This window comes from Paracoccus aurantiacus (assembly GCF_007993065.1).
In the GTDB taxonomy this organism is placed as follows: Bacteria; Pseudomonadota; Alphaproteobacteria; order Rhodobacterales; family Rhodobacteraceae; genus Paracoccus; species Paracoccus aurantiacus.
In genome coordinates this window covers 266,229-284,628 of the sequence record NZ_VOPL01000004.1, presented here as the reverse complement: position 1 = coordinate 284,628, position 18,400 = coordinate 266,229, and the positions used below count along the sequence as shown (strand labels likewise).

The following is an 18,400-nucleotide window of genomic DNA, read 5'->3' as shown; positions in this document are numbered from 1 at the left end:
GCGCGCCTGCCCGCCGCCCCCGGATGCAGCAACGCTCATTGCGCGCCCAGCTTCATGTCGGGGTGATAATCCTCGGCGATCTCTTTCGTCACGGCCTGTCCGCAGCGCATGACGCCCTGCGCCGAATCGAACGCCATTGTCGGGCCGCCATGCAATTGCCAGCCTTTGGACAGCGCCGCGCTGACCTTGTGGCAGAAGGCCGACGTGTCGTCCTCGGTCAGGAAACGATAGATGGTCGCCATGATTGAAAAGCCCTTTCCTCAGGCACCGAACGGGTCGTAACCCAGCCAGGCATGGACCAATCCGACCACGCCGAAGACGACGATCGCACCGATCAGGGCCATCGCCTCTTTTCGGATCGGGACAGCATGGGCGGGCGGCTGCCAGTCGGGCGCGCTGCGATTGATGACAATGATCTCGACAATGGCCCAGGCCAGCAGCCCGCCGAACAGAACCAGCGATGGCAGATCGCCATTGACCAGCAGATGCGCCACTGCCCACAGCGACACGGCCAGCAGTTGCGGATGACGCAGGCGGCGGGTGATGCCGGTTTTGATCCCCGAGGCCGCGAACAGATAGAAGGCCGCCAGCACCAGCAGATTGTTGATGCCCTTCATCATCGGGGACGGCCCCCACCAGACGGCATCGACGGGTGCGATCCGGTAGCCCCAGATCATCAGCACGACCGACAGAACCAGCGCCGCCGCCACCATTCCCTTGCCTGGCTCTCCCAGTCTGGCGCGGGCGTCAGGCGCGATCCGTTTGAACAGATGGGCCGCCCACCAAAGGGCAAGACCGAGGATCAGGATAAGCATCTGGCGCCTCCGGGGCTGGATGAACTCGGCGACCGTTCTGGCATCATTCGGGCCGAGCGGCAACTGCGGCAGCGCAATCCGGCCCCGCCGCGTCAGCCTGCCAGCGTGGCGACACTGCTCCAGATCAGGCGCAGCGAGACGGCGAGCAGGGCCAGCGTAATCAGCTTGTAGAACAGCTTCTGCGGAATGATGCGCAACAGTTTCAGCCCCAGCCAGACGCCCAGAACCGCCGGCACGATCAGCACGGCCGAGATGCGCAGGTTATCGACGCTCAACTGGCCAAGCGCCGCATAGGGAATCAGCTTCACGGCATTCACGATTGCAAAGAAGACCGTGGTGGTCCCGGCATAGGCGGTGCTGCTCAGTTGCAGGGGCTGCGCATAAACCTGATAGGGCGGCGCGCCCGAATGGCTGACGAAACTGGTATAGCCCGAGATCATGCCCCAGAAGCTGCCTGCGCCGAAGCGCGGCGCGCGCGCGGTCCCGCCGCCACGGCGGATCAGCGCATTCAGCGCGAAGGCCAGACCGATCAGCCCCACGATCAGCATCACGATGGCATCGCTGACGATATGCGCTGTCGCCCATCCAAGCCCGATCCCGGCAAGCGCGCCGGGCACCATCGTCGCCAGCACCCGGCGGTCAAAGCTGCGCCGGAACGCGATCAGCCCGCCGATATCAGACACGACATAGATGGGCAGCATGATCCCTGCCGCGACGACGGGTGACATGCTCAGCGCCATGATCGGCACGGCGGTCGCGCCGATCATGCTCAGACCGCCTTTCGACATTCCCACCGCGAGTGCCGCGAGAATCGCCAGCAGCCACGATGTTTGCGATAACTCCATGCTTCCCTCCCCCGGCAGGGCGAATCGCGCCTTGAAAGCCTGTTGTCGAGCGTCTAACCCATGCCACGACCATTAGACCATTTCCCGGAGGAAACCATGGCTCGTCCCAAGATCGCTCTTATCGGCGCCGGCCAGATCGGCGGCACGCTGGCTCATCTCGCCGCGATGAAGGAACTGGGGGATGTCGTCCTGTTCGACATCGCCGAAGGCACGCCGCAGGGCAAGGCGCTGGATATTGCCGAATCCGGCCCGGCCGAGGGCTTTGACGCCACCCTTAAGGGGACCAACGACTATGCCGATATCGCCGGTGCCGATGTCTGCATCGTCACCGCGGGCGTTCCGCGGAAGCCGGGCATGTCGCGCGACGACCTGCTGGGCATCAACCTGAAAGTCATGAAATCGGTTGGCGAAGGCATCAAGGCCCATGCGCCCAACGCCTTCGTGATCTGCATCACCAACCCGCTCGACGCGATGGTCTGGGCACTTCAGCAATTCTCGGGCCTTCCGGCCGAGAAGGTCGTCGGCATGGCGGGCGTGCTCGACTCGGCCCGTTTCCGCCACTTCCTGTCGTTGGAATTCGGCGTTTCGATGCGCGATGTCAGCGCCTTCGTGCTGGGTGGCCACGGCGACACGATGGTGCCGCTGGCCCGCTATTCGACCGTCGCGGGCATTCCGCTGCCGGATCTGGTCAAGATGGGCTGGACCACGCAGGACAAGCTTGACGCGATCGTGCAGCGCACCCGCGATGGCGGCGCCGAAATCGTGGGCCTGCTGAAAACCGGCTCTGCCTTCTATGCCCCCGCCACCTCGGCGATCGAGATGGCAGAGGCTTACCTCAAGGATCAGAAGCGCGTCCTGCCATGCGCGGCCTTTGTTGACGGCGCTTATGGCCTCAAGGGTCTTTACGTCGGCGTGCCGACGGTGATCGGCGCGGGCGGGATCGAAAAGGTCATCGACATCAAGCTGGACAAGGACGAGCAGGCGATGTTCGACAAATCGGTTGACGCCGTGAAGGGCCTGGTCGAGGCCTGCAAGCAGATCGACCCGTCGCTGAAGTGATCCGATAGACGATCCGATCCGGCGCGCCGGATCACCGAAACGGGCGGCGGGGCAACCTGCCGCCCTTTTTTCGTTCCGCTCCGGGCCATATTCGGCGCCGGGACAGCCTGCCGGGCACGTTTGTGATCACATGAAAATTTCCCGTGATCACAATATGCGCTTTTTTCGCCGCCATACCCCTTTCGCGGCGAAAAAGGTTCATACCCGCTTTCGAATGTGCCAGAAAGCCCGCCAAACCGTATCAAAAAGAGGTTTGCCATGAACATCCACGAATATCAGGCCAAGTCGCTCTTGCGCGATTATGGCGTTCCGGTCAGCGACGGTCGCGTCGTGACCCGTGCCGAAGATGCGAAAAGCGCTGCGGGCGAACTCGACGGCCCGCTCTGGGTGGTGAAGGCCCAGATCCATGCCGGCGGTCGCGGCAAGGGCAAGTTCAAGGAAGCCGAAGCCGGCGAAAAGGGCGGCGTCCGGCTGGCCAAGTCGACCTCGGAAGCCGAAGAGATGACGCGCCAGATGCTGGGCCGCACGCTGGTCACGCATCAGACGGGCGAGGCCGGCAAGCAGGTCAACCGCATCTATATCGAAGACGGCTCGGACATCGAAACCGAACTGTATCTGGCCCTGCTGGTCGATCGCGGCACTTCGCGCGTCAGCTTCGTCGCCTCGACCGAAGGCGGCATGGATATCGAAGAAGTCGCGGCCTCGACCCCGGAAAAGATCGTCTCGTTCAGCGTCGATCCGGCATCGGGCCTGTCCGATTTCCACGGCCGCCGCGTGGCCTTCGCCCTTGGGCTGAAGGGCGCGCAGGTCAAGCAATGCGTCAAGCTGGTCAAGGATCTCTATCGCCTGTTCATCGACAAGGACATGGAGATGCTGGAGATCAACCCGCTGATCGTGACCACCGATGGCAACCTGAAGGCGCTCGACGCCAAGATGGGCTTCGACAACAACGCGCTTTACCGCCACGGCGACATCTTCGCCCTGCGCGACGAGACAGAGGAAGACCCCAAGGAACTCGCCGCGTCGAAATACGACCTGAACTATATCGCGCTCGATGGTGAAATCGGCTGCATGGTCAACGGCGCGGGTCTGGCCATGGCCACCATGGACATCATCAAGCTGTATGGCGCGGAACCCGCCAACTTCCTTGACGTCGGCGGCGGTGCCACCAAGGACAAGGTGACCGAAGCGTTCAAGATCATCACCTCGGACGAAAACGTCAAAGGCATCCTCGTGAACATCTTCGGCGGCATCATGCGCTGCGACATCATCGCGGAAGGCATCGTCGCCGCCGTGAAAGAGGTCGGCCTGAAAGTTCCGCTGGTCGTGCGTCTGGAAGGCACCAACGTCGAAGAAGGCAAGCGGATCATCAACGAATCCGGTCTGGACGTGATCGCCGCCGACGACCTGAAAGACGGCGCCGAGAAGATCGTGAAGGCGGTGAAGGGCTAGGCAATGACAGAGGCCAATCATCTAAACCTCGATAGAAAGCGCCTGTTGGCGACGTCGTATGAACATGCGAGGCGCGCCGCGCGCGAACTCGATAGCTTGGTTAATGATGAGTGGCCCGCAGACGGAACGACTGAAATCGAGGCACGGGTTATCGCTCTCGATGGAAAGCTTGTGGAGACGGCCGTCTATGTCCGGAGGTATCTGGATTTAAATGACGCTGGCAAGCCAGCAACTTCATCAACAAGCACCAACCGAGACAGTCCTCACGTCGTCAGCTTTTCCGAAACCACGCCCGAGTTTGATCTGCGCTTGGTCGCGAACAAGATCATACATCACAAACTCATGCATGCCGAATCCCCCGACAGCGTGAAGATCACCACCATCACAAGCGAATGCGACAACGGATACTTTACGAAGTTCGACATCGTCGACTTTTGTAACGCTGTCGCAACCGCGCTTGGAAATGGGCAGAAATCCTAGAGGAACCACATGGCCATTCTCGTAGACAAGAACACCAAAGTCATCACCCAGGGCATCACCGGATCCCAGGGGACGTTTCACACCGAACAGGCGATTGCTTACGGCACGCAGGTCGTCGGCGGCGTGACGCCGGGCAAGGGCGGCACCGATCATCTGGGCCTGCCGGTCTTCAATTCGGTCCACGAGGCCGTGGCGAAAACCGGTGCGAACGCGACCGCGATCTATGTGCCCCCGCCCTTCGCGGCGGATTCCATTCTGGAAGCGATTGACGCCGAAGTGCCGCTGATCGTGGCGATCACCGAGGGCATCCCGGTTCTGGACATGATGAAGGTCAAGCGCGCGCTGGAAGGCTCGAACTCGATCCTGATCGGGCCGAACTGCCCCGGCATCATGACGCCCGACGAATGCAAGATCGGCATCATGCCGGGCAGCATCTTCCGTCGCGGCTCGGTCGGCGTCGTCAGCCGTTCCGGCACCCTGACCTATGAAGCGGTGAAGCAGACCTCTGACGTGGGTCTGGGCCAGTCCTCGGCCGTGGGCATCGGCGGCGACCCGATCAAGGGGATGGAACATATCGACGTGCTGCGCATGTTCCTTGATGACCCGGAAACCGAATCCATCATCATGATCGGTGAAATCGGCGGTTCCGCCGAAGAAGAAGCCGCCGAATTCCTGGCCGAACAGAAGAAGAAGGGCAAATGGAAGCCCACCGCCGGCTTCATCGCCGGGCGCACGGCGCCTCCGGGCCGGCGCATGGGCCATGCGGGCGCCATCGTGTCGGGCGGCAAGGGCGACGCGGAGAGTAAGATCGAGGCCATGAAGAAGGCCGGGATCGTCGTCGCCGACAGCCCCGCCCAGCTTGGCGAAGCCGTTCTGAAGGCCATCAAGGGCTGATGATTTGACATGCCGCATCCCCGTCCTAACTATGGGGGTGCGGAAAATTTGTGCAGCAGGTTGAGATGACCGAAGCCAGCCACGCCTGTCCCGACCCCTCCCCCGCCCGCGCGGGCAAATGGCTTGCGCCCTCGGCACTGATCGCAACCCTGTGCCTGACCGCCTGCGGGCCGCGCAACACCGATGAGATCCTGCGCGGCGGCGTGCCCGCCATGACCAACCTGCCCCGCGCGACCAGCCTGCCGCCCGCCGCCGTGCGCACGGTCTCGCGCCGGGAATTCGGCTGGCGGGTTATTTATCACCCCGCCTCGGCCCCCGCGAATGCCGATCAGCAGGCCGCCGTTGCGCTGTGCCGCCTTGAAAGCCGCCGGGTCGAGCGGATCGAACATGCCATTCAGGCCGCGCCGCTGGACGATCCCGGCGCGCGCATGATCGACATTTTCTGCGCATGAGTGAACCAGTGGCCAGTGTAATCCCCCCTCCTCCACATCGCGGCCCGATGGGCGCCGCAGTCCGGGCCTGCTTTCAGAAATACGCCCGGTTTTCGGGGCGCGCGCCGCGCAGCGAGTTCTGGTATTTCATCCTGTTCCTGATCGCCGGCCAGATCCTGCTGATTATCCTGAATTCGACCCTGTTCGGCCCGGTTGTCGAAACGACGCCCGACGGCGGGCAAAGCAGGCTTTACACCAGCGGCTGGTTTGGAACGATTTTCATGCTGGCGACGTTTCTGCCGCTTCTGGCGGTCGGCTGGCGCAGGATGCATGACCTGAACCTGCGCGGCTGGTGGTTCATTGCGCCGTTGATCCTGCAATTCGTGCTGCTTTGGGGGACGGCAATCTATTACTTCGGCCTGCAGGGCCTGATGGACGCCTTCCGCCAATACGGTGCCGTCACGTTCAGCTTTTCGGGCCCCGGTATCGGCAAGATCATCCTTCTGGTCCTCGCGGCCCATGTCGCGCTGATCATCGCACTCGCATGGCGCGGCACCAAAGGCCCGAACCGCTTCGGCCCCGACCCGCTTGGGGGGCAGGCATGACTTTCGCATCGGCCATACGTCGCGGCATCACAGGCTCGCTGGACTGGAAGGGCCGGTCCTCGCGTGCCGAATACCTGCCGTTCATCTGTGCAGCCGCCCTGCTGCTGGCCGCCATCGTCGCGGTGCTGTGGCAGGCGCGCGACACGGTGCCATTCGGATGGGCCGTCCTGCTGGTTCTGGCGCTGTTCTATCTGCCGGTCACGGCGGCAGGGGCGCGCCGGCTGAACGATGTGGGCGAGCGGCCCGGCCTGATGCTTGTGCCGCTGATGCCTGTGGCGGGCTTGGGCATCGTGCTGCTGGTCCTGTGCCTGCTCAAGACCCCTGCAACGGTCATGGCCATGCTGCTGACTTTGTGGTTCATGCCCGGCCTGTCCGTGACCGTTGCATTGCTGGTCCTTGGCACCGCCCTGATCGCGACGCTGATCGCTTTTTCGCATGTCACGGGCCTGCTTCTGCTGCCCAGTCAGCCGCCCTTGGACAACCAGAAGGGCCTGGCATGACCTGTAACCCCCATATCCGTCTTGGCCGCACCGGGACCGTCCCGTTCAGGCCGATGGAAGACCCCTCTCAACCTGGCCCCAACCCTTACGGACCCAACCCTTCCGAGGTTCAAAAATGACCGAGCAACCCAAAAACGTCGAATTCCACGATTCGTCCTTCCTGCAAGGGCATAACGCAACCTATGTCGAACAGCTTTACGGCCAGTGGGCGCGCGATCCAAAGGCCGTGGACGAGGCATGGGACCGCTATTTCGCTGCCCTGGGCGACGACGCCGCCGATGCCAAGGCCGAGGCCGCGGGTCCAAGCTGGAAACGCGCCGACTGGCCGCCCGCGCCGGAAGGCGAAAACATTGCCGCGCTGACCGGCGAATGGCCAATGGCGTCGAAGGCCGAGGCAAACGCGGCGATGGAAAAGATCGCCGCCAAGGCGACCGAGAAGGGCAAGGAAATCTCGCCCGATGCGATGCGTCAGGCGGTGCTCGATTCGATCCGCGCGCTGATGCTGATCCGCGCCTACCGTATCCGCGGCCACCTGCATGCGCAGCTTGACCCGCTGGGGCTGCGCGAGGTTCCCGATCATGGCGAGTTGCTGCCCCAGACCTATGGGTTCAACGCGGGCGATCTCGACCGGCCGATCTTCATCGACAACGTGCTTGGGCTGGAAGTCGCCACCATCCGCCAGATCACCGAACTGATGAAGCGCACCTATTGCGGCACCTTCGCGCTGCAATACATGCATATCTCGAACCCTGAAGAAGCCGCCTGGCTGAAGGAACGTATCGAGGGTTACGGCAAGGAAATCCAGTTCACCCAGAATGGCCGCCGCGCCATCCTGAACAAGCTGGTCGAGGCCGAGGGCTTCGAAAAGTTCCTGCATGTCAAATATATGGGCACCAAGCGGTTCGGCCTTGATGGCGGCGAAGCGCTGATCCCGGCAATGGAGCAGATCATCAAGCGCGGCGGTGCGCTTGGCGTGAAGGAAATCGTCATCGGCATGCCGCATCGTGGCCGCCTGTCGGTCCTGGCCAATGTCCTGAACAAGCCCTACCGCGCGATCTTCCACGAATTCCAGGGCGGCAGCTTCAAGCCCGAGGACGTGGACGGTTCAGGCGACGTGAAATATCACCTCGGCGCATCGTCGGACCGTGAGTTCGACGAGAATGTCGTCCACCTGTCGCTGACCGCGAACCCCTCTCATCTTGAGGCCGTGAACCCGGTCGTGCTGGGCAAGGCGCGCGCCAAGGGCGACCAGTTGCAGGACATGCCGGACCGCACCAAGGTTCTGCCGGTGCTGCTGCATGGCGACGCGGCCTTCGCCGGTCAGGGCATCGTCGCGGAATGTCTGCAGCTTTCGGGCATTCGCGGCCACCGCACGGGCGGGACGATCCATATTGTCGTGAACAACCAGATCGGCTTTACCACGGCGCCGCATTTCAGCCGCACCTCGCCCTATCCGACCGACATCGCGCTGATGGTCGAGGCGCCGATCTTCCACGTCAATGGCGACGACCCCGAAGCCGTGGTCCACGCCGCCAAGGTCGCGACCGAATTCCGCCAGAAGTTCCACAAGGACGTGGTTCTCGACATCTTCTGCTATCGCCGCTTCGGCCATAACGAAGGCGACGAGCCGATGTTCACGAACCCGCTCATGTATAAAGAGATCAAGGGCCATAAGACGACCCTTCAGCTTTATACCGACCGGCTGGTCGCCGACGGGCTGATCCCCGAAGGCGAGATCGAGGATATGAAGGCCGCGTTCCAGGCGCATCTGAACGAAGAATTCGAGATCGGCAAGAACTTCAAGCCGAACAAGGCCGACTGGCTGGACGGGAAGTGGACCGGGCTTCAGAAGGAAGGTGCCGAATACACGCCCGGCGATACCGGCATTCCGGTCGATGACATGGCCCAGATCGGCCGCGCGCTGACCACGCCGCCTGCCGATTTCAGCCTGCACAAGACCGTCGGCCGCCTTATCGACGCCAAGAAAGAGATGTTCGAATCCGGCAAGGGCTTTGACTGGTCCACGGGCGAGGCGCTTGCCTTCGGCTCGCTGCTGCTGGAAGGCCACCCGGTGCGCCTGACCGGCCAGGATTCCACGCGCGGCACATTCAGCCACCGCCATTCGGCCTTCATCGACCAGATGACCGAACAGCGCTATTACCCGCTGAACAATATCCGCGAGGATCAGGCCCGCTACGAGGTGCATGATTCCATGCTCTCGGAATATGCGGTTCTGGGCTTCGAATACGGCTATTCGCTGGCTGAACCGAACGCGCTGACCATGTGGGAAGCGCAGTTCGGCGACTTTGCCAATGGCGCGCAGATCATGTTCGACCAGTTCATCTCCTCGGGCGAGAAGAAATGGCTGCGCATGTCGGGTCTGGTGATGCTGCTGCCGCATGGCTACGAAGGTCAGGGCCCCGAACACTCCTCTGCCCGTCTGGAACGTTTCCTGCAGATGTCGGCCGAGGATAACTGGATCGTCGCGAATGTGACGACGCCGGCGAACTATTTCCACCTGCTGCGCCGCCAGCTTCATCGCAGCTTCCGCAAGCCGCTGGTCATCATGACGCCGAAATCGCTTCTGCGTCACCCGATGGCGGTTTCGACCGCGGAAGAATTCCAGACCGGATCGACCTTCCACCGCGTGCTGCATGACGATGCCGAACGCGGCAACTCGCCGACCGAACTGGTCGCGGACGACAAGATCCGCCGTGTCGTTCTGTGCTCGGGCAAGGTCTATTACGATCTGCTCAAGGAACGCGACGAACGCGGTATCACCGACGTCTATCTGATGCGCCTCGAACAGTTCTATCCCTTCCCGCAGCAATCGCTTCTGAAGGAACTGGGCCGCTTCCCGAATGCCGAACTGATCTGGTGTCAGGAAGAACCCAAGAATCAGGGCGCCTGGAACTTTGTCGAGCCGAACCTCGAATGGGTTCTCGACAAGCTGGAACACAAGGCCGGACGCGCGCGTTATGCGGGTCGGGCGGCAGCGGCCTCTGTGGCGACGGGGCTTGCCTCGCGCCACAAGGCGGAACAGCAGGCGCTCGTTGACGACGCGCTGACCATTCAGGGGTAAGACAATGACCACCGAAGTCCGCGTGCCCGCACTGGGCGAATCCGTGACCGAAGCCACTGTCGCCACCTGGTTCAAGAAACCGGGTGACGCGGTCGCGGTCGATGAAATGCTGTGCGAGCTGGAAACCGACAAGGTGACGGTCGAAGTTCCGGCCCCGGCTGCAGGCGTGCTGGCCGAAATCGTCGCCGCCGAGGGCGAGACGGTTGCCCCGAACGCGCTGCTCGCGCAGATCGACGAAAGCGGCAAGGGCGCGTCCCCCGCGCCCGCCGCAGACAAGAAGAAGCCGGCAGATGCGCCGGCCGAACAGGACCAGCCGGCGGCTTCGGCACCGGCCCCGAAAGCTCAGGAAGGACAGCAGAAGATGAGCGGTAAAGCAGTTGATGTGATGGTGCCCACCCTGGGCGAGTCGGTGACAGAAGCCACCGTCGCGACCTGGTTCAAGAAGGTCGGCGACAGCGTCGCGGCCGACGAAATGCTGTGCGAATTGGAAACCGACAAGGTCTCGGTCGAGGTGCCCTCGCCCGCCGCCGGCGTCCTGGCCGAGATCCTGGCCGAGGAAGGTGCAACCGTCGATGCGAAGGCCCGCCTTGCCGTGATTACCGAAGGCGCCGCCGGTGCCCCGGCCGGTGACAAGCAAAGCGCAACCGAGGCAGAGCGCGCGGACAGCGCCGCCGCCGCCCGCGACCGGGCGGACGCCAAGGGCCTGTCCCCCGACGCCGATAATGATGGCGTGACCGCGGAAGACGTGGATTCTCCCGGTGCCGGCCCCGAAGATGTGAAGCCGCGCGGCGATGTCGAAGATGCGCCCTCGGCCAAGAAGGCAATGGCTGAAAAGGGCATCAGCCGCGACGCGGTTCAGGCATCGGGCAAGGATGGCCGTGTGATGAAGGAAGATGTGGCCAAGGCCGCGTCTGCCCCGAAAGCGGCCAGCGCGCCGTCAAAGCCTGCCGCGCCGCGCAGCGCCGCACAGGCCGACCGCGAAGAGCGCGTCAAGATGACCCGCCTGCGCCAGACCATCGCCCGCCGTCTGAAGGACGCGCAGAACACCGCCGCCATGCTGACCACCTATAACGAGGCGGACATGAAGGGCATCATGGATCTGCGCAACGAATACAAGGACGCCTTCGAGAAGAAGCACGGCGTCAAGCTGGGCTTCATGTCCTTCTTCGTCAAAGCCTGCTGCCACGCCCTTCAGGAAGTGCCCGAGGTCAATGCAGAGATCGACGGCACCGATGTCGTCTATAAGAACTACGTCAATATGGGCGTGGCCGTCGGCACCCCGAACGGTCTGGTCGTCCCGGTCGTGCGCGACGCCGACGACAAGAGCTTCGCCGAGATCGAGAAAGAGATCGGCGAGCTTGGCAAGAAAGGCCGCGACGGCAAGCTGACCATGGACGAGATGCAGGGCGGCACCTTCACCATATCGAACGGCGGCGTCTATGGCTCGCTCATGTCCTCGCCAATCCTGAACCCGCCGCAATCGGGCATTCTGGGCATGCACAAGATCCAGGACCGCCCGGTCGTCGTCGGCGGCGAAATCGTCATCCGCCCGATGATGTATCTGGCGCTAAGCTATGACCACCGCATCGTCGACGGCAAAGGCGCGGTGACGTTCCTCGTGCGCGTGAAAGAGGCGCTGGAAGATCCGCGCCGGCTGCTGATGGATATTTGAGGTGACCGACGAATGTCCGCCGCAAGTTGGCGACGCTTCTAAGTGGGGAAGCACCGAAGACATAATTCGGAAGTTCACTGCCCATACTCGGTATATAAAGTCGCTGGAACGGCGGCTTTATATAGTTGAAGAATATCTTAAAAGCAGGCCTACAGTCGAATGGCGCAATTTCGAAAAATGGGCGGAAAAGGCCGACGAGAAGCTGGATGCAATTGAGAGGCGGCAAAACGAAAAATTTGAGAAGCTGATGTCGGAGTCGGATGATGTTGGTCAGACTGATTAGGCGAGCCTCACTCGGCGTTGAACTAAGTGTTTGAAAGTAAATAAACCACTCCGCCGAAACTTCATTGCATATAGCGGCCCACCGCCACCACGGTGGGAGTTGCCCGCTGATCCATTGGCGCCCGCCTTGCCTGCCCAACCTTACGCGCTTAGCCTTTCCCCGAACCCATTCGTGGAAAGGACACATGATCGATCCCACCTTGTTCTCTGCCCTGAAACGACTAGAGGAAAGCCTGTGGGCCACAGAGACCCGCTTTAACAACGCGTTGATGGAGCGACTCTTTTCGCTCGATTTCATTGAATTCGGACGGTCGGGTCGCCGTTACGCCCGCGCCGAGATGCTCTGTGACGAAAGGCAGAGGCAGGCATTCGATGCGACCCTGCACGATTTTTCGGTGCGGTCTATGTCGAAGGATATCGCGCTGTCTCTCTACATATCCGAAGTCCGCTATCCTTCCGGCACCGAATGGGCGAATCGCAGTTCTATCTGGGACCAGTCTAAAGGGCAGTGGCAATTGCGTTTTCATCAAGGCACCCCCACTGCGCCGCCGCCGGACCGGGGCTGACACCTTCTGCAGGCTTTTCAGCCCGGCGGCACCGCCGGGCAGCCCCCGCCCGCCCCTACGGCGGGGCTATCGCCCCCACCTCGGTCGGGCGCTGCCCTCTGCTTTGCGAACCTGTTAGCCCTTGGAACCCCGCGGCTCTCACAGATCCTCTGCCAGCCGTTTCGCATCCCCCATCTGATACAGCTTCACCTCGCGCCAGGCGTTCAGCGTCGGTTTGATCGCGAACACGACAGAGCCGAGGATGAACATCCACGTCGTCAGCGTCCCGGTGGACGGCCAGAATGCCATGATGGACCCAAGCAGAAAGAAAATCGCCGCAACGAAATTCGCAATCGTATAAGCCACCTCGACTTTCGCTTTAAGGACCCTGGCTTCCTCGGAACGGGCGTTCAGGTCGGGTCGAAAGGCTTGATCCCAGAATTTCATGCGTGCTCTCCTTCGGTTCAAACGTGAGTTGATCGAGGGCGAACGCGGCATCGACCGCCTGCGTTCCGACGTGCGATCTTCCGGTGATGCCCCGTCATGCCCGCTTATAACCGCGCCAAATGGATGGTTTTGACTGCTTCAGTTCTGCGCCGCACATCACCGCCTTGCACCCCCTGCCCGCCGCGTCTAGCCTCCTCCCGAACCCATTCGCGGGAAGCGCAGATGACCGATCCGGCAGATGACGAAAGCCTCGAAGATATCAAGGCCGAGGGGCGCGCCAGTCTCGACCTGTTGCGCGACAGGCCGGGCCAGATCATCGGCCCCTGGGTCATCCGCGTCATCATCGTCGCTGCCGTGATCTGGCTTGCCACATGGTTCTTCGCCCTGCCGCCGCGCCTCTGGTGGTTGCTTCCGCTTTACGCGGTCGTCTCGCTTGCGATGTCCTTCGGATTGGCCGCGCTTAAGAACCGGCAGGTGGACCGCATCGCGCGAATTTACGACGAAGACGACGCCCGTGGCTGATCGGTTTGACCCGATCCGGTATCTGCCCGGCACCGCAGCCGGCCCGCGCAATCGTATCAACGGGATATATACAGGTAATATACGGATTATGGATGCGGTATTTCACCTCGTTTTTAAAGGTGTCACAGAATGATTGCACCCCGTCACTGGATCGGCGTCGTCAGCCGCGAACATGTCATGATCGGCGTCGAGGGCGGCTTCGCCATGCTCAATCACGGTAAGCTCGCCCCCGTGAAACGACTTGGCGCGGGTGACACGCTGATTTTCTATTCACCCAAGACCTCATATCCCGACGGCCAGCCCCTGAAGGCGTTCACCGCCATCGGCACAGTCACCGACAAGCCCCCCTACGAGGCCGAGATGCGCTTCGGCGGCACCGGATTCCGCCGCGATATCGACTGGTTGCAGGCAACCGAAACGCCCGTTGCCTCGTTGTCAGAAGGGCTTGAATTTACCAAGGGAAACTGGGGTATGCTCGCCCGCAGAGGATGTTTCGAAATTTCGGAAGCGGATGCCCAACTGATCCGCGCCGCCATGACAAAGGACTGACCAGATGCAGATGCTCGTTCATTACACGATCGCCGATTACCCGAAATTCAAGGCGGCCTTCGACGGCGATGCCGAGGATCGCAGCAACAATTCGATGGCGCTTCTGCAGCTTTGGCGGGAAAGCAATACCAGCGCATGGGCGCTGTTCCAGATCGCCGATGCCAAGAAGGCGCGCGAATATCTGGACGGCGCGGCCGGCGTCTTCAACTCTCAGGCCGGCGTGTCATCGTCCGAAGCGCATATGCTGGAGACAGCCTGACTGGCACCCGCTGGCGGCCACTGACATGGGCGGGCGGACAGACCGCCTGCCCGCACGACCCAGACTATTGCGCCGCAACGAATGACAGGGAAAATCATGACACCTGAACTTACGGCGCTGACGCTGGCGGGCCTGCTGCAAGGGGTGCAGTTCGCGCTCTATGCGGTGCAGGGGAATATCGAACACGGCCCGAAGGTCACAATGGGGACGCGCGATACTCTGCCGCCGGTCGGCGTGCGGACCGGTCGTCTTCAACGCGCCCTGAACAATCATTTCGAGGGGCTGATCCTGTTCACGCTGGCGGTCATGGTCGTCACGGTCGGCGGCGAAAGCACCGCCTTCACCGCAGCCTGCGCGTGGGTCTATCTGCTGATGCGCCTGCTTTATGTCCCTGCCTATGTCTTCGGCTGGGTGCCATGGCGGTCCTGTATCTGGATCATCGGCTTCGCGGCGACCATGTCGATGATGTTGGCCACCCTTTTCTGATCTGCGTGCCGGAGGCTGAAAGACCATGACACCAGAACTGACCGTGCTTGCGCTCGCGGCACTTTTGCAGGCATTTCAGATCGGTCTCGCTGCTATTGTGATGAACGGCGATGTCGGCGCGCGCTGGAATGCGGGTCCACGCGACACGCAGCCAGAGTTCTCGCCACTGACCGGGCGGCTGCGGCGAGCCGTCAACAACCACTTTGAATCGCTGGCCTTTCTGACCATTGCCGTCGTCGTTGTCAGCCTGTCCGATCAGAACAGCGCCTTCACTGCGGCGGCGGCTTGGGTGCATTTGCTGGCGCGTGTCCTGTACATTCCTGCCTACGCCTTCGGTTGGACGCCGTGGCGATCCGTCATCTGGGGCGTGGGCTTTATGGCTGCCATGGCCATGATCCTCGCGGCCTTGATTTAAGTGGCGATTATGCGCCTGCGCCCTGCGTTTTCCGGGTGAATCCGCCGCGCGGCTTGTGTATGCACATGCGTGATCCCGCCGCCCTGCGACGGCACTGGAACTGTGAAGGAGACTCTGATGTCCAGCTATGACCTCATCGTGATCGGCGCCGGCCCCGGCGGCTATGTCTGCGCCATCCGCGCCGCCCAGCTGGGCATGAAGGTCGCCGTGGTCGAAGGCCGCGCAACGCTTGGCGGCACCTGCCTGAACGTGGGCTGCATCCCGTCGAAGGCGCTGCTGCATGCCTCGCATATGTATCACGAGGCTGGGCATAATTTTGAAAAGATGGGTCTGATGGGCGAGGTGCCCGAAATCGACTGGACCGTCACCCAAGGCTACAAGGCCGAAACGGTCGAGACGAATACCAAGGGTATCGAGTTCCTGTTCAAGAAGAACAAGATCGACTGGATCAAGGGCTGGGGCGTGATCGAGGCACCCGGCAAGGTCAAGGTCGGCGACGAGACCTATGAGACGAAAAATATCGTGATCGCGACCGGGTCCGAACCCAGCCCGCTGAAGGGCGTCGAGGTCGATAACGACAGCGGCGTGATCGTCGATTCAACCGGCGTGCTGGTTCTGGCGAAGATCCCGGAAACCATGGTCGTGATCGGCGCGGGCGTTATCGGGCTTGAGCTGGGTTCGGTCTATGCGCGTCTTGGGACCAAGGTGACGGTGATCGAATATCTGGACGCGATCACCCCCGGCATGGATGCCGAAATTCAGAAGCAGTTCCAGAAGACCCTGCAGAAGCAGGGCATCGACTTTGTGCTGGGCGCGGCCGTTCAGTCCGCCAGCGCAAAGAACGGCAAGGCGACCGTCACCTATAAGCTGCGCAAGGACGACAGCGAAAAGTCCATCGAGGCGGATGTCGTATTGCTGGCAACCGGGCGTCGGCCGTTCGTTGAAGGACTGGGGCTGGATAAGGTCGGCGTCGAAATGACCGATCGCGGTCAGGTCAAGATCGACGATCACTGGGCCACCAACGTAAAGGGCATCTATGCCATCGGCGACGCGGTCCCCGGCCCGATGCTGGCCCACAAGGCCGAGGATGAGGGCATGGCCGCGGCCGAGGTGATTGCCGGTAAGGCCGGTCATGTGAATTACGACGTGATCCCCGGCGTCATCTATACAACGCCCGAAGTCGCCTCGGTCGGTCTGACCGAAGCTGCGGCGAAGGAAACCGGACGCAAGGTCAAGGTCGGCAAATTCCCCTTCATGGGCAATGCGCGTGCCAAGGCGATGTTCCAGGGCGACGGCTTCGTGAAGATTGTGGCCGATGCCGATACGGATCGCGTTCTCGGCTGCCACATCATCGGGCCGAACGCGGGCGAGATGATCCATGAGGTCTGCGTCGCGATGGAGTTCGGTGCCTCGGCAGAAGATATCGCGCTGACCTGCCATGCCCACCCGACCACGTCCGAAGCGGTGCGCGAAGCAGCATTGGCACTGGGCGGCGGGGCCATTCATGTCTGACCGGACCGTCCGGGGGGCGCTGCCCCCCAGCGGTCACACCGCCGGACAGGTTTCACGCCGCGCGATGATGCTGAGCGTTCTTGCCGTTGCGGCCTGCGGCGGTCGGACAAGCAGCACGTCTCGCGGCGCGGCAGGAACTGCTGGCCTTTATCCTGGCGAAACCCCGGATATGCGGCGAAAAGTGAACTACTGGGCCGCGCAGCACCAGATCCCGCCGGCGCTTCTGCACCGCGTTATCCAGCGCGAATCGGGCTATCGTGCCGATGCGCGAAACGGCCCTTACTATGGCCTCATGCAGATCCTGCCCCAGACAGCGCGGACGATGGGCTATCGCGGCTCGCCAGAGGGGCTGCTGGATGCAGATACCAACCTGAAATATGCGGGCCGCTATTTGCGCGGTGCCTATATTGTCGCGGACGGCAATCATGACGCGGCAGTCAAATGGTACTCGCAGGGCTACTATTATGAAGCCAAGCGCAAGGGCCTGCTGAAAGAAACGGGGCTGAGAAGCTGATGCGTCTGCTGCGCCGCGCCCTCGCCCTTCTTGCAGGGATCGTGATGTCCCTTGGCGCGGCGCATGCGCAGGACGAATCGCCGCTGGTCTTTTTCCGGATCGGCAATGGCTCGACTGCGGGGACGTATTATCCGATTGGCGGGATCATCGCGACGGCGATTTCGAATCCGCCCGGCGGTTCGCCCTGTGACGAGGGCGGGGCCTGCGGCGTGCCTGGCCTGCTTGCCTCGGCGCTGGCATCTGCCGGATCGGTCGCGAATGTCGAATCGGTCGGCAAGGGCGTGATCGAATCCGGGTTCGCGCAGGCTGACGTCGCTTATTGGGCGCAGACAGGAACCGGAAATTTCGCAGGACTGCCGCCGATCGAGAACCTGCGCGCGATTGCAAACCTTTATCCTGAGGCCCTGCACATCGTCGCGCGCGCCGATGCCGGGATCGCGGGGATCGGCGATCTGCGCGGCAAGCGCGTTTCGCTGGATGAGCCGGGATCGGGGACGCTTGTGGATGCGCGCCTCGTGCTGGATGCAGCCGGGCTTAAGGATCGTGACCTGACAGTGATGCATCTGCCCGCAGCGCGCGCCGCCGTGGCGATGCGTGACGGCGATCTCGATGCATTCTTCTTCGTCGGCGGATACCCTGCGCCGGCGATCAGTCAGCTTGCGGGACAGATCGACGTGACGCTGGTTCCCATCGCCGACGAGGTCGCTGATAAGCTGACCACCGATGGCAGCTTCTTTATTCGCGACACGCTGCCCAGGAATACCTATCGCGGCATGCAGACCGACCTGACAACGCTTTCGGTCGGGGCGTTGTGGGTCACCAGCGCCGAACAGCCCGACGATCTTATCTATGCCATTACCCGCGTGCTCTGGAACGACAATACGATGCGCCAGCTGGAATATGGCCACCCGATCGGCAAGCGCATCCGGCGCGAAAACGCGCTGAAGGGGGTGGCCGTTCCGTTGCATCCCGGTGCGGCCCGCTACTATCGCGAGGCAGGGCTGCTGCGCTGAAGGGTTGCAGCAGGGCTTGCA

Annotated in this window: 23 protein-coding genes; 19 read left to right on the top strand and 4 right to left on the bottom strand. The window is 62.2% G+C overall.

The genetic code is table 11. The annotated features are described in order from the left end of the window. Positions 1-35 precede the first annotated feature (35 nt). The 3 genes from FQV27_RS11965 to FQV27_RS11955 form a co-directional block, all read right to left on the bottom strand. Positions 36-242, bottom strand: a complete 207-nt coding sequence (locus tag FQV27_RS11965) for a DUF1737 domain-containing protein (RefSeq protein ID WP_147098754.1) — start codon at positions 240-242, stop codon at positions 36-38. A gap of 18 nt (positions 243-260) precedes the next feature. Beyond that, the gene (locus tag FQV27_RS11960) at positions 261-815 is read right to left on the bottom strand and encodes an NnrU family protein (protein ID WP_147098752.1); all 555 of its coding nucleotides are present in this window, start codon (positions 813-815) and stop codon (positions 261-263) included. 92 nt (positions 816-907) lie between these two features. After that, positions 908-1,660, bottom strand: a complete 753-nt coding sequence (locus tag FQV27_RS11955; RefSeq protein WP_147098750.1) for a sulfite exporter TauE/SafE family protein — start codon at positions 1,658-1,660, stop codon at positions 908-910. A 96-nt stretch (positions 1,661-1,756) separates the two neighbouring features. On the opposite strand from FQV27_RS11955, the gene mdh reads away from it, so the two are divergent. The 11 genes from mdh to FQV27_RS11900 all read left to right on the top strand — a co-directional run bounded on the left by mdh (position 1,757) and on the right by FQV27_RS11900 (position 12,683). Then, a complete protein-coding gene (gene mdh / locus FQV27_RS11950) occupies positions 1,757-2,719 on the top strand; it encodes a malate dehydrogenase (RefSeq protein WP_147098748.1) in 963 nt (320 codons plus the stop codon). A gap of 258 nt (positions 2,720-2,977) precedes the next feature. After that, entirely contained in the window at positions 2,978-4,171 is a 1,194-nt protein-coding gene (gene sucC / locus FQV27_RS11945) for an ADP-forming succinate--CoA ligase subunit beta (RefSeq protein WP_147098746.1), read from the top strand. A gap of 3 nt (positions 4,172-4,174) precedes the next feature. Next, positions 4,175-4,651: a hypothetical protein gene (locus FQV27_RS11940; protein WP_147098744.1), complete on the top strand. Its 477-nt coding sequence runs from the start codon at positions 4,175-4,177 to the stop codon at positions 4,649-4,651. Between the two features lie 9 nt (positions 4,652-4,660). Continuing rightward, positions 4,661-5,545: a succinate--CoA ligase subunit alpha gene (gene sucD / locus FQV27_RS11935; protein ID WP_147098742.1), complete on the top strand. Its 885-nt coding sequence runs from the start codon at positions 4,661-4,663 to the stop codon at positions 5,543-5,545. A gap of 65 nt (positions 5,546-5,610) precedes the next feature. Beyond that, complete coding sequence (locus FQV27_RS11930) at positions 5,611-5,997, top strand: hypothetical protein (RefSeq protein ID WP_147098740.1); 387 nt, start codon at positions 5,611-5,613, stop codon at positions 5,995-5,997. An 8-nt stretch (positions 5,998-6,005) separates the two neighbouring features. Further along, the gene (locus FQV27_RS11925; protein ID WP_186827292.1) at positions 6,006-6,581 is read left to right on the top strand and encodes a DUF805 domain-containing protein; all 576 of its coding nucleotides are present in this window, start codon (positions 6,006-6,008) and stop codon (positions 6,579-6,581) included. Further along, positions 6,578-7,081, top strand: coding sequence for a DUF805 domain-containing protein (locus tag FQV27_RS11920; RefSeq protein WP_186827291.1), 504 nt, complete (start codon positions 6,578-6,580; stop codon positions 7,079-7,081). Before FQV27_RS11925 ends, FQV27_RS11920 begins: the two co-directional genes overlap by 4 nt. Before the next feature lie 115 nt (positions 7,082-7,196). Continuing rightward, positions 7,197-10,163 carry a 2-oxoglutarate dehydrogenase E1 component gene (locus tag FQV27_RS11915; RefSeq protein WP_147098734.1) on the top strand — a complete coding sequence of 989 codons (2,967 nt, stop codon included), beginning with the start codon at positions 7,197-7,199 and terminating at the stop codon, positions 10,161-10,163. Positions 10,164-10,167: 4 nt separating this feature from the next. Next, on the top strand, positions 10,168-11,835 hold the full coding sequence (gene odhB / locus FQV27_RS11910; RefSeq protein WP_147098732.1) for a 2-oxoglutarate dehydrogenase complex dihydrolipoyllysine-residue succinyltransferase: 1,668 nt from the start codon (positions 10,168-10,170) through the stop codon (positions 11,833-11,835). A gap of 1 nt (position 11,836) precedes the next feature. After that, positions 11,837-12,118 carry a hypothetical protein gene (locus tag FQV27_RS11905; protein WP_147098730.1) on the top strand — a complete coding sequence of 94 codons (282 nt, stop codon included), beginning with the start codon at positions 11,837-11,839 and terminating at the stop codon, positions 12,116-12,118. 184 nt (positions 12,119-12,302) lie between these two features. After that, positions 12,303-12,683, top strand: coding sequence for a nuclear transport factor 2 family protein (locus FQV27_RS11900; RefSeq protein WP_147098728.1), 381 nt, complete (start codon positions 12,303-12,305; stop codon positions 12,681-12,683). Positions 12,684-12,821: 138 nt separating this feature from the next. On the opposite strand, the gene FQV27_RS11895 is transcribed toward FQV27_RS11900, so the two are convergent. After that, a complete protein-coding gene (locus tag FQV27_RS11895; RefSeq protein WP_147098726.1) occupies positions 12,822-13,109 on the bottom strand; it encodes a YrhK family protein in 288 nt (95 codons plus the stop codon). 222 nt (positions 13,110-13,331) lie between these two features. On the opposite strand from FQV27_RS11895, the gene FQV27_RS11890 reads away from it, so the two are divergent. The 8 genes from FQV27_RS11890 to FQV27_RS11855 all read left to right on the top strand — a co-directional run bounded on the left by FQV27_RS11890 (position 13,332) and on the right by FQV27_RS11855 (position 18,379). Then, positions 13,332-13,631, top strand: coding sequence for a hypothetical protein (locus FQV27_RS11890; RefSeq protein ID WP_147098724.1), 300 nt, complete (start codon positions 13,332-13,334; stop codon positions 13,629-13,631). Between the two features lie 129 nt (positions 13,632-13,760). Continuing rightward, positions 13,761-14,180 carry an EVE domain-containing protein gene (locus FQV27_RS11885; RefSeq protein ID WP_147098723.1) on the top strand — a complete coding sequence of 140 codons (420 nt, stop codon included), beginning with the start codon at positions 13,761-13,763 and terminating at the stop codon, positions 14,178-14,180. Between the two features lie 4 nt (positions 14,181-14,184). Further along, entirely contained in the window at positions 14,185-14,439 is a 255-nt protein-coding gene (locus tag FQV27_RS11880; RefSeq protein ID WP_147098720.1) for a hypothetical protein, read from the top strand. A gap of 96 nt (positions 14,440-14,535) precedes the next feature. Then, positions 14,536-14,925 (top strand): MAPEG family protein, encoded by a 390-nt coding sequence (locus tag FQV27_RS11875; RefSeq protein ID WP_147098718.1) that lies wholly within the window; start codon positions 14,536-14,538, stop codon positions 14,923-14,925. A gap of 25 nt (positions 14,926-14,950) precedes the next feature. Then, on the top strand, positions 14,951-15,340 hold the full coding sequence (locus FQV27_RS11870) for an MAPEG family protein (protein ID WP_147098716.1): 390 nt from the start codon (positions 14,951-14,953) through the stop codon (positions 15,338-15,340). Positions 15,341-15,457: 117 nt separating this feature from the next. After that, on the top strand, positions 15,458-16,852 hold the full coding sequence (lpdA, locus tag FQV27_RS11865) for a dihydrolipoyl dehydrogenase (RefSeq protein ID WP_147098715.1): 1,395 nt from the start codon (positions 15,458-15,460) through the stop codon (positions 16,850-16,852). 64 nt (positions 16,853-16,916) lie between these two features. Then, the gene (locus FQV27_RS11860) at positions 16,917-17,366 is read left to right on the top strand and encodes a lytic transglycosylase domain-containing protein (RefSeq protein ID WP_147099000.1); all 450 of its coding nucleotides are present in this window, start codon (positions 16,917-16,919) and stop codon (positions 17,364-17,366) included. After that, a complete protein-coding gene (locus FQV27_RS11855; RefSeq protein WP_147098713.1) occupies positions 17,366-18,379 on the top strand; it encodes a TAXI family TRAP transporter solute-binding subunit in 1,014 nt (337 codons plus the stop codon). The genes FQV27_RS11860 and FQV27_RS11855 overlap by 1 nt, the downstream gene beginning before the upstream one ends. The last annotated feature ends 21 nt before the right edge of the window (positions 18,380-18,400 follow it).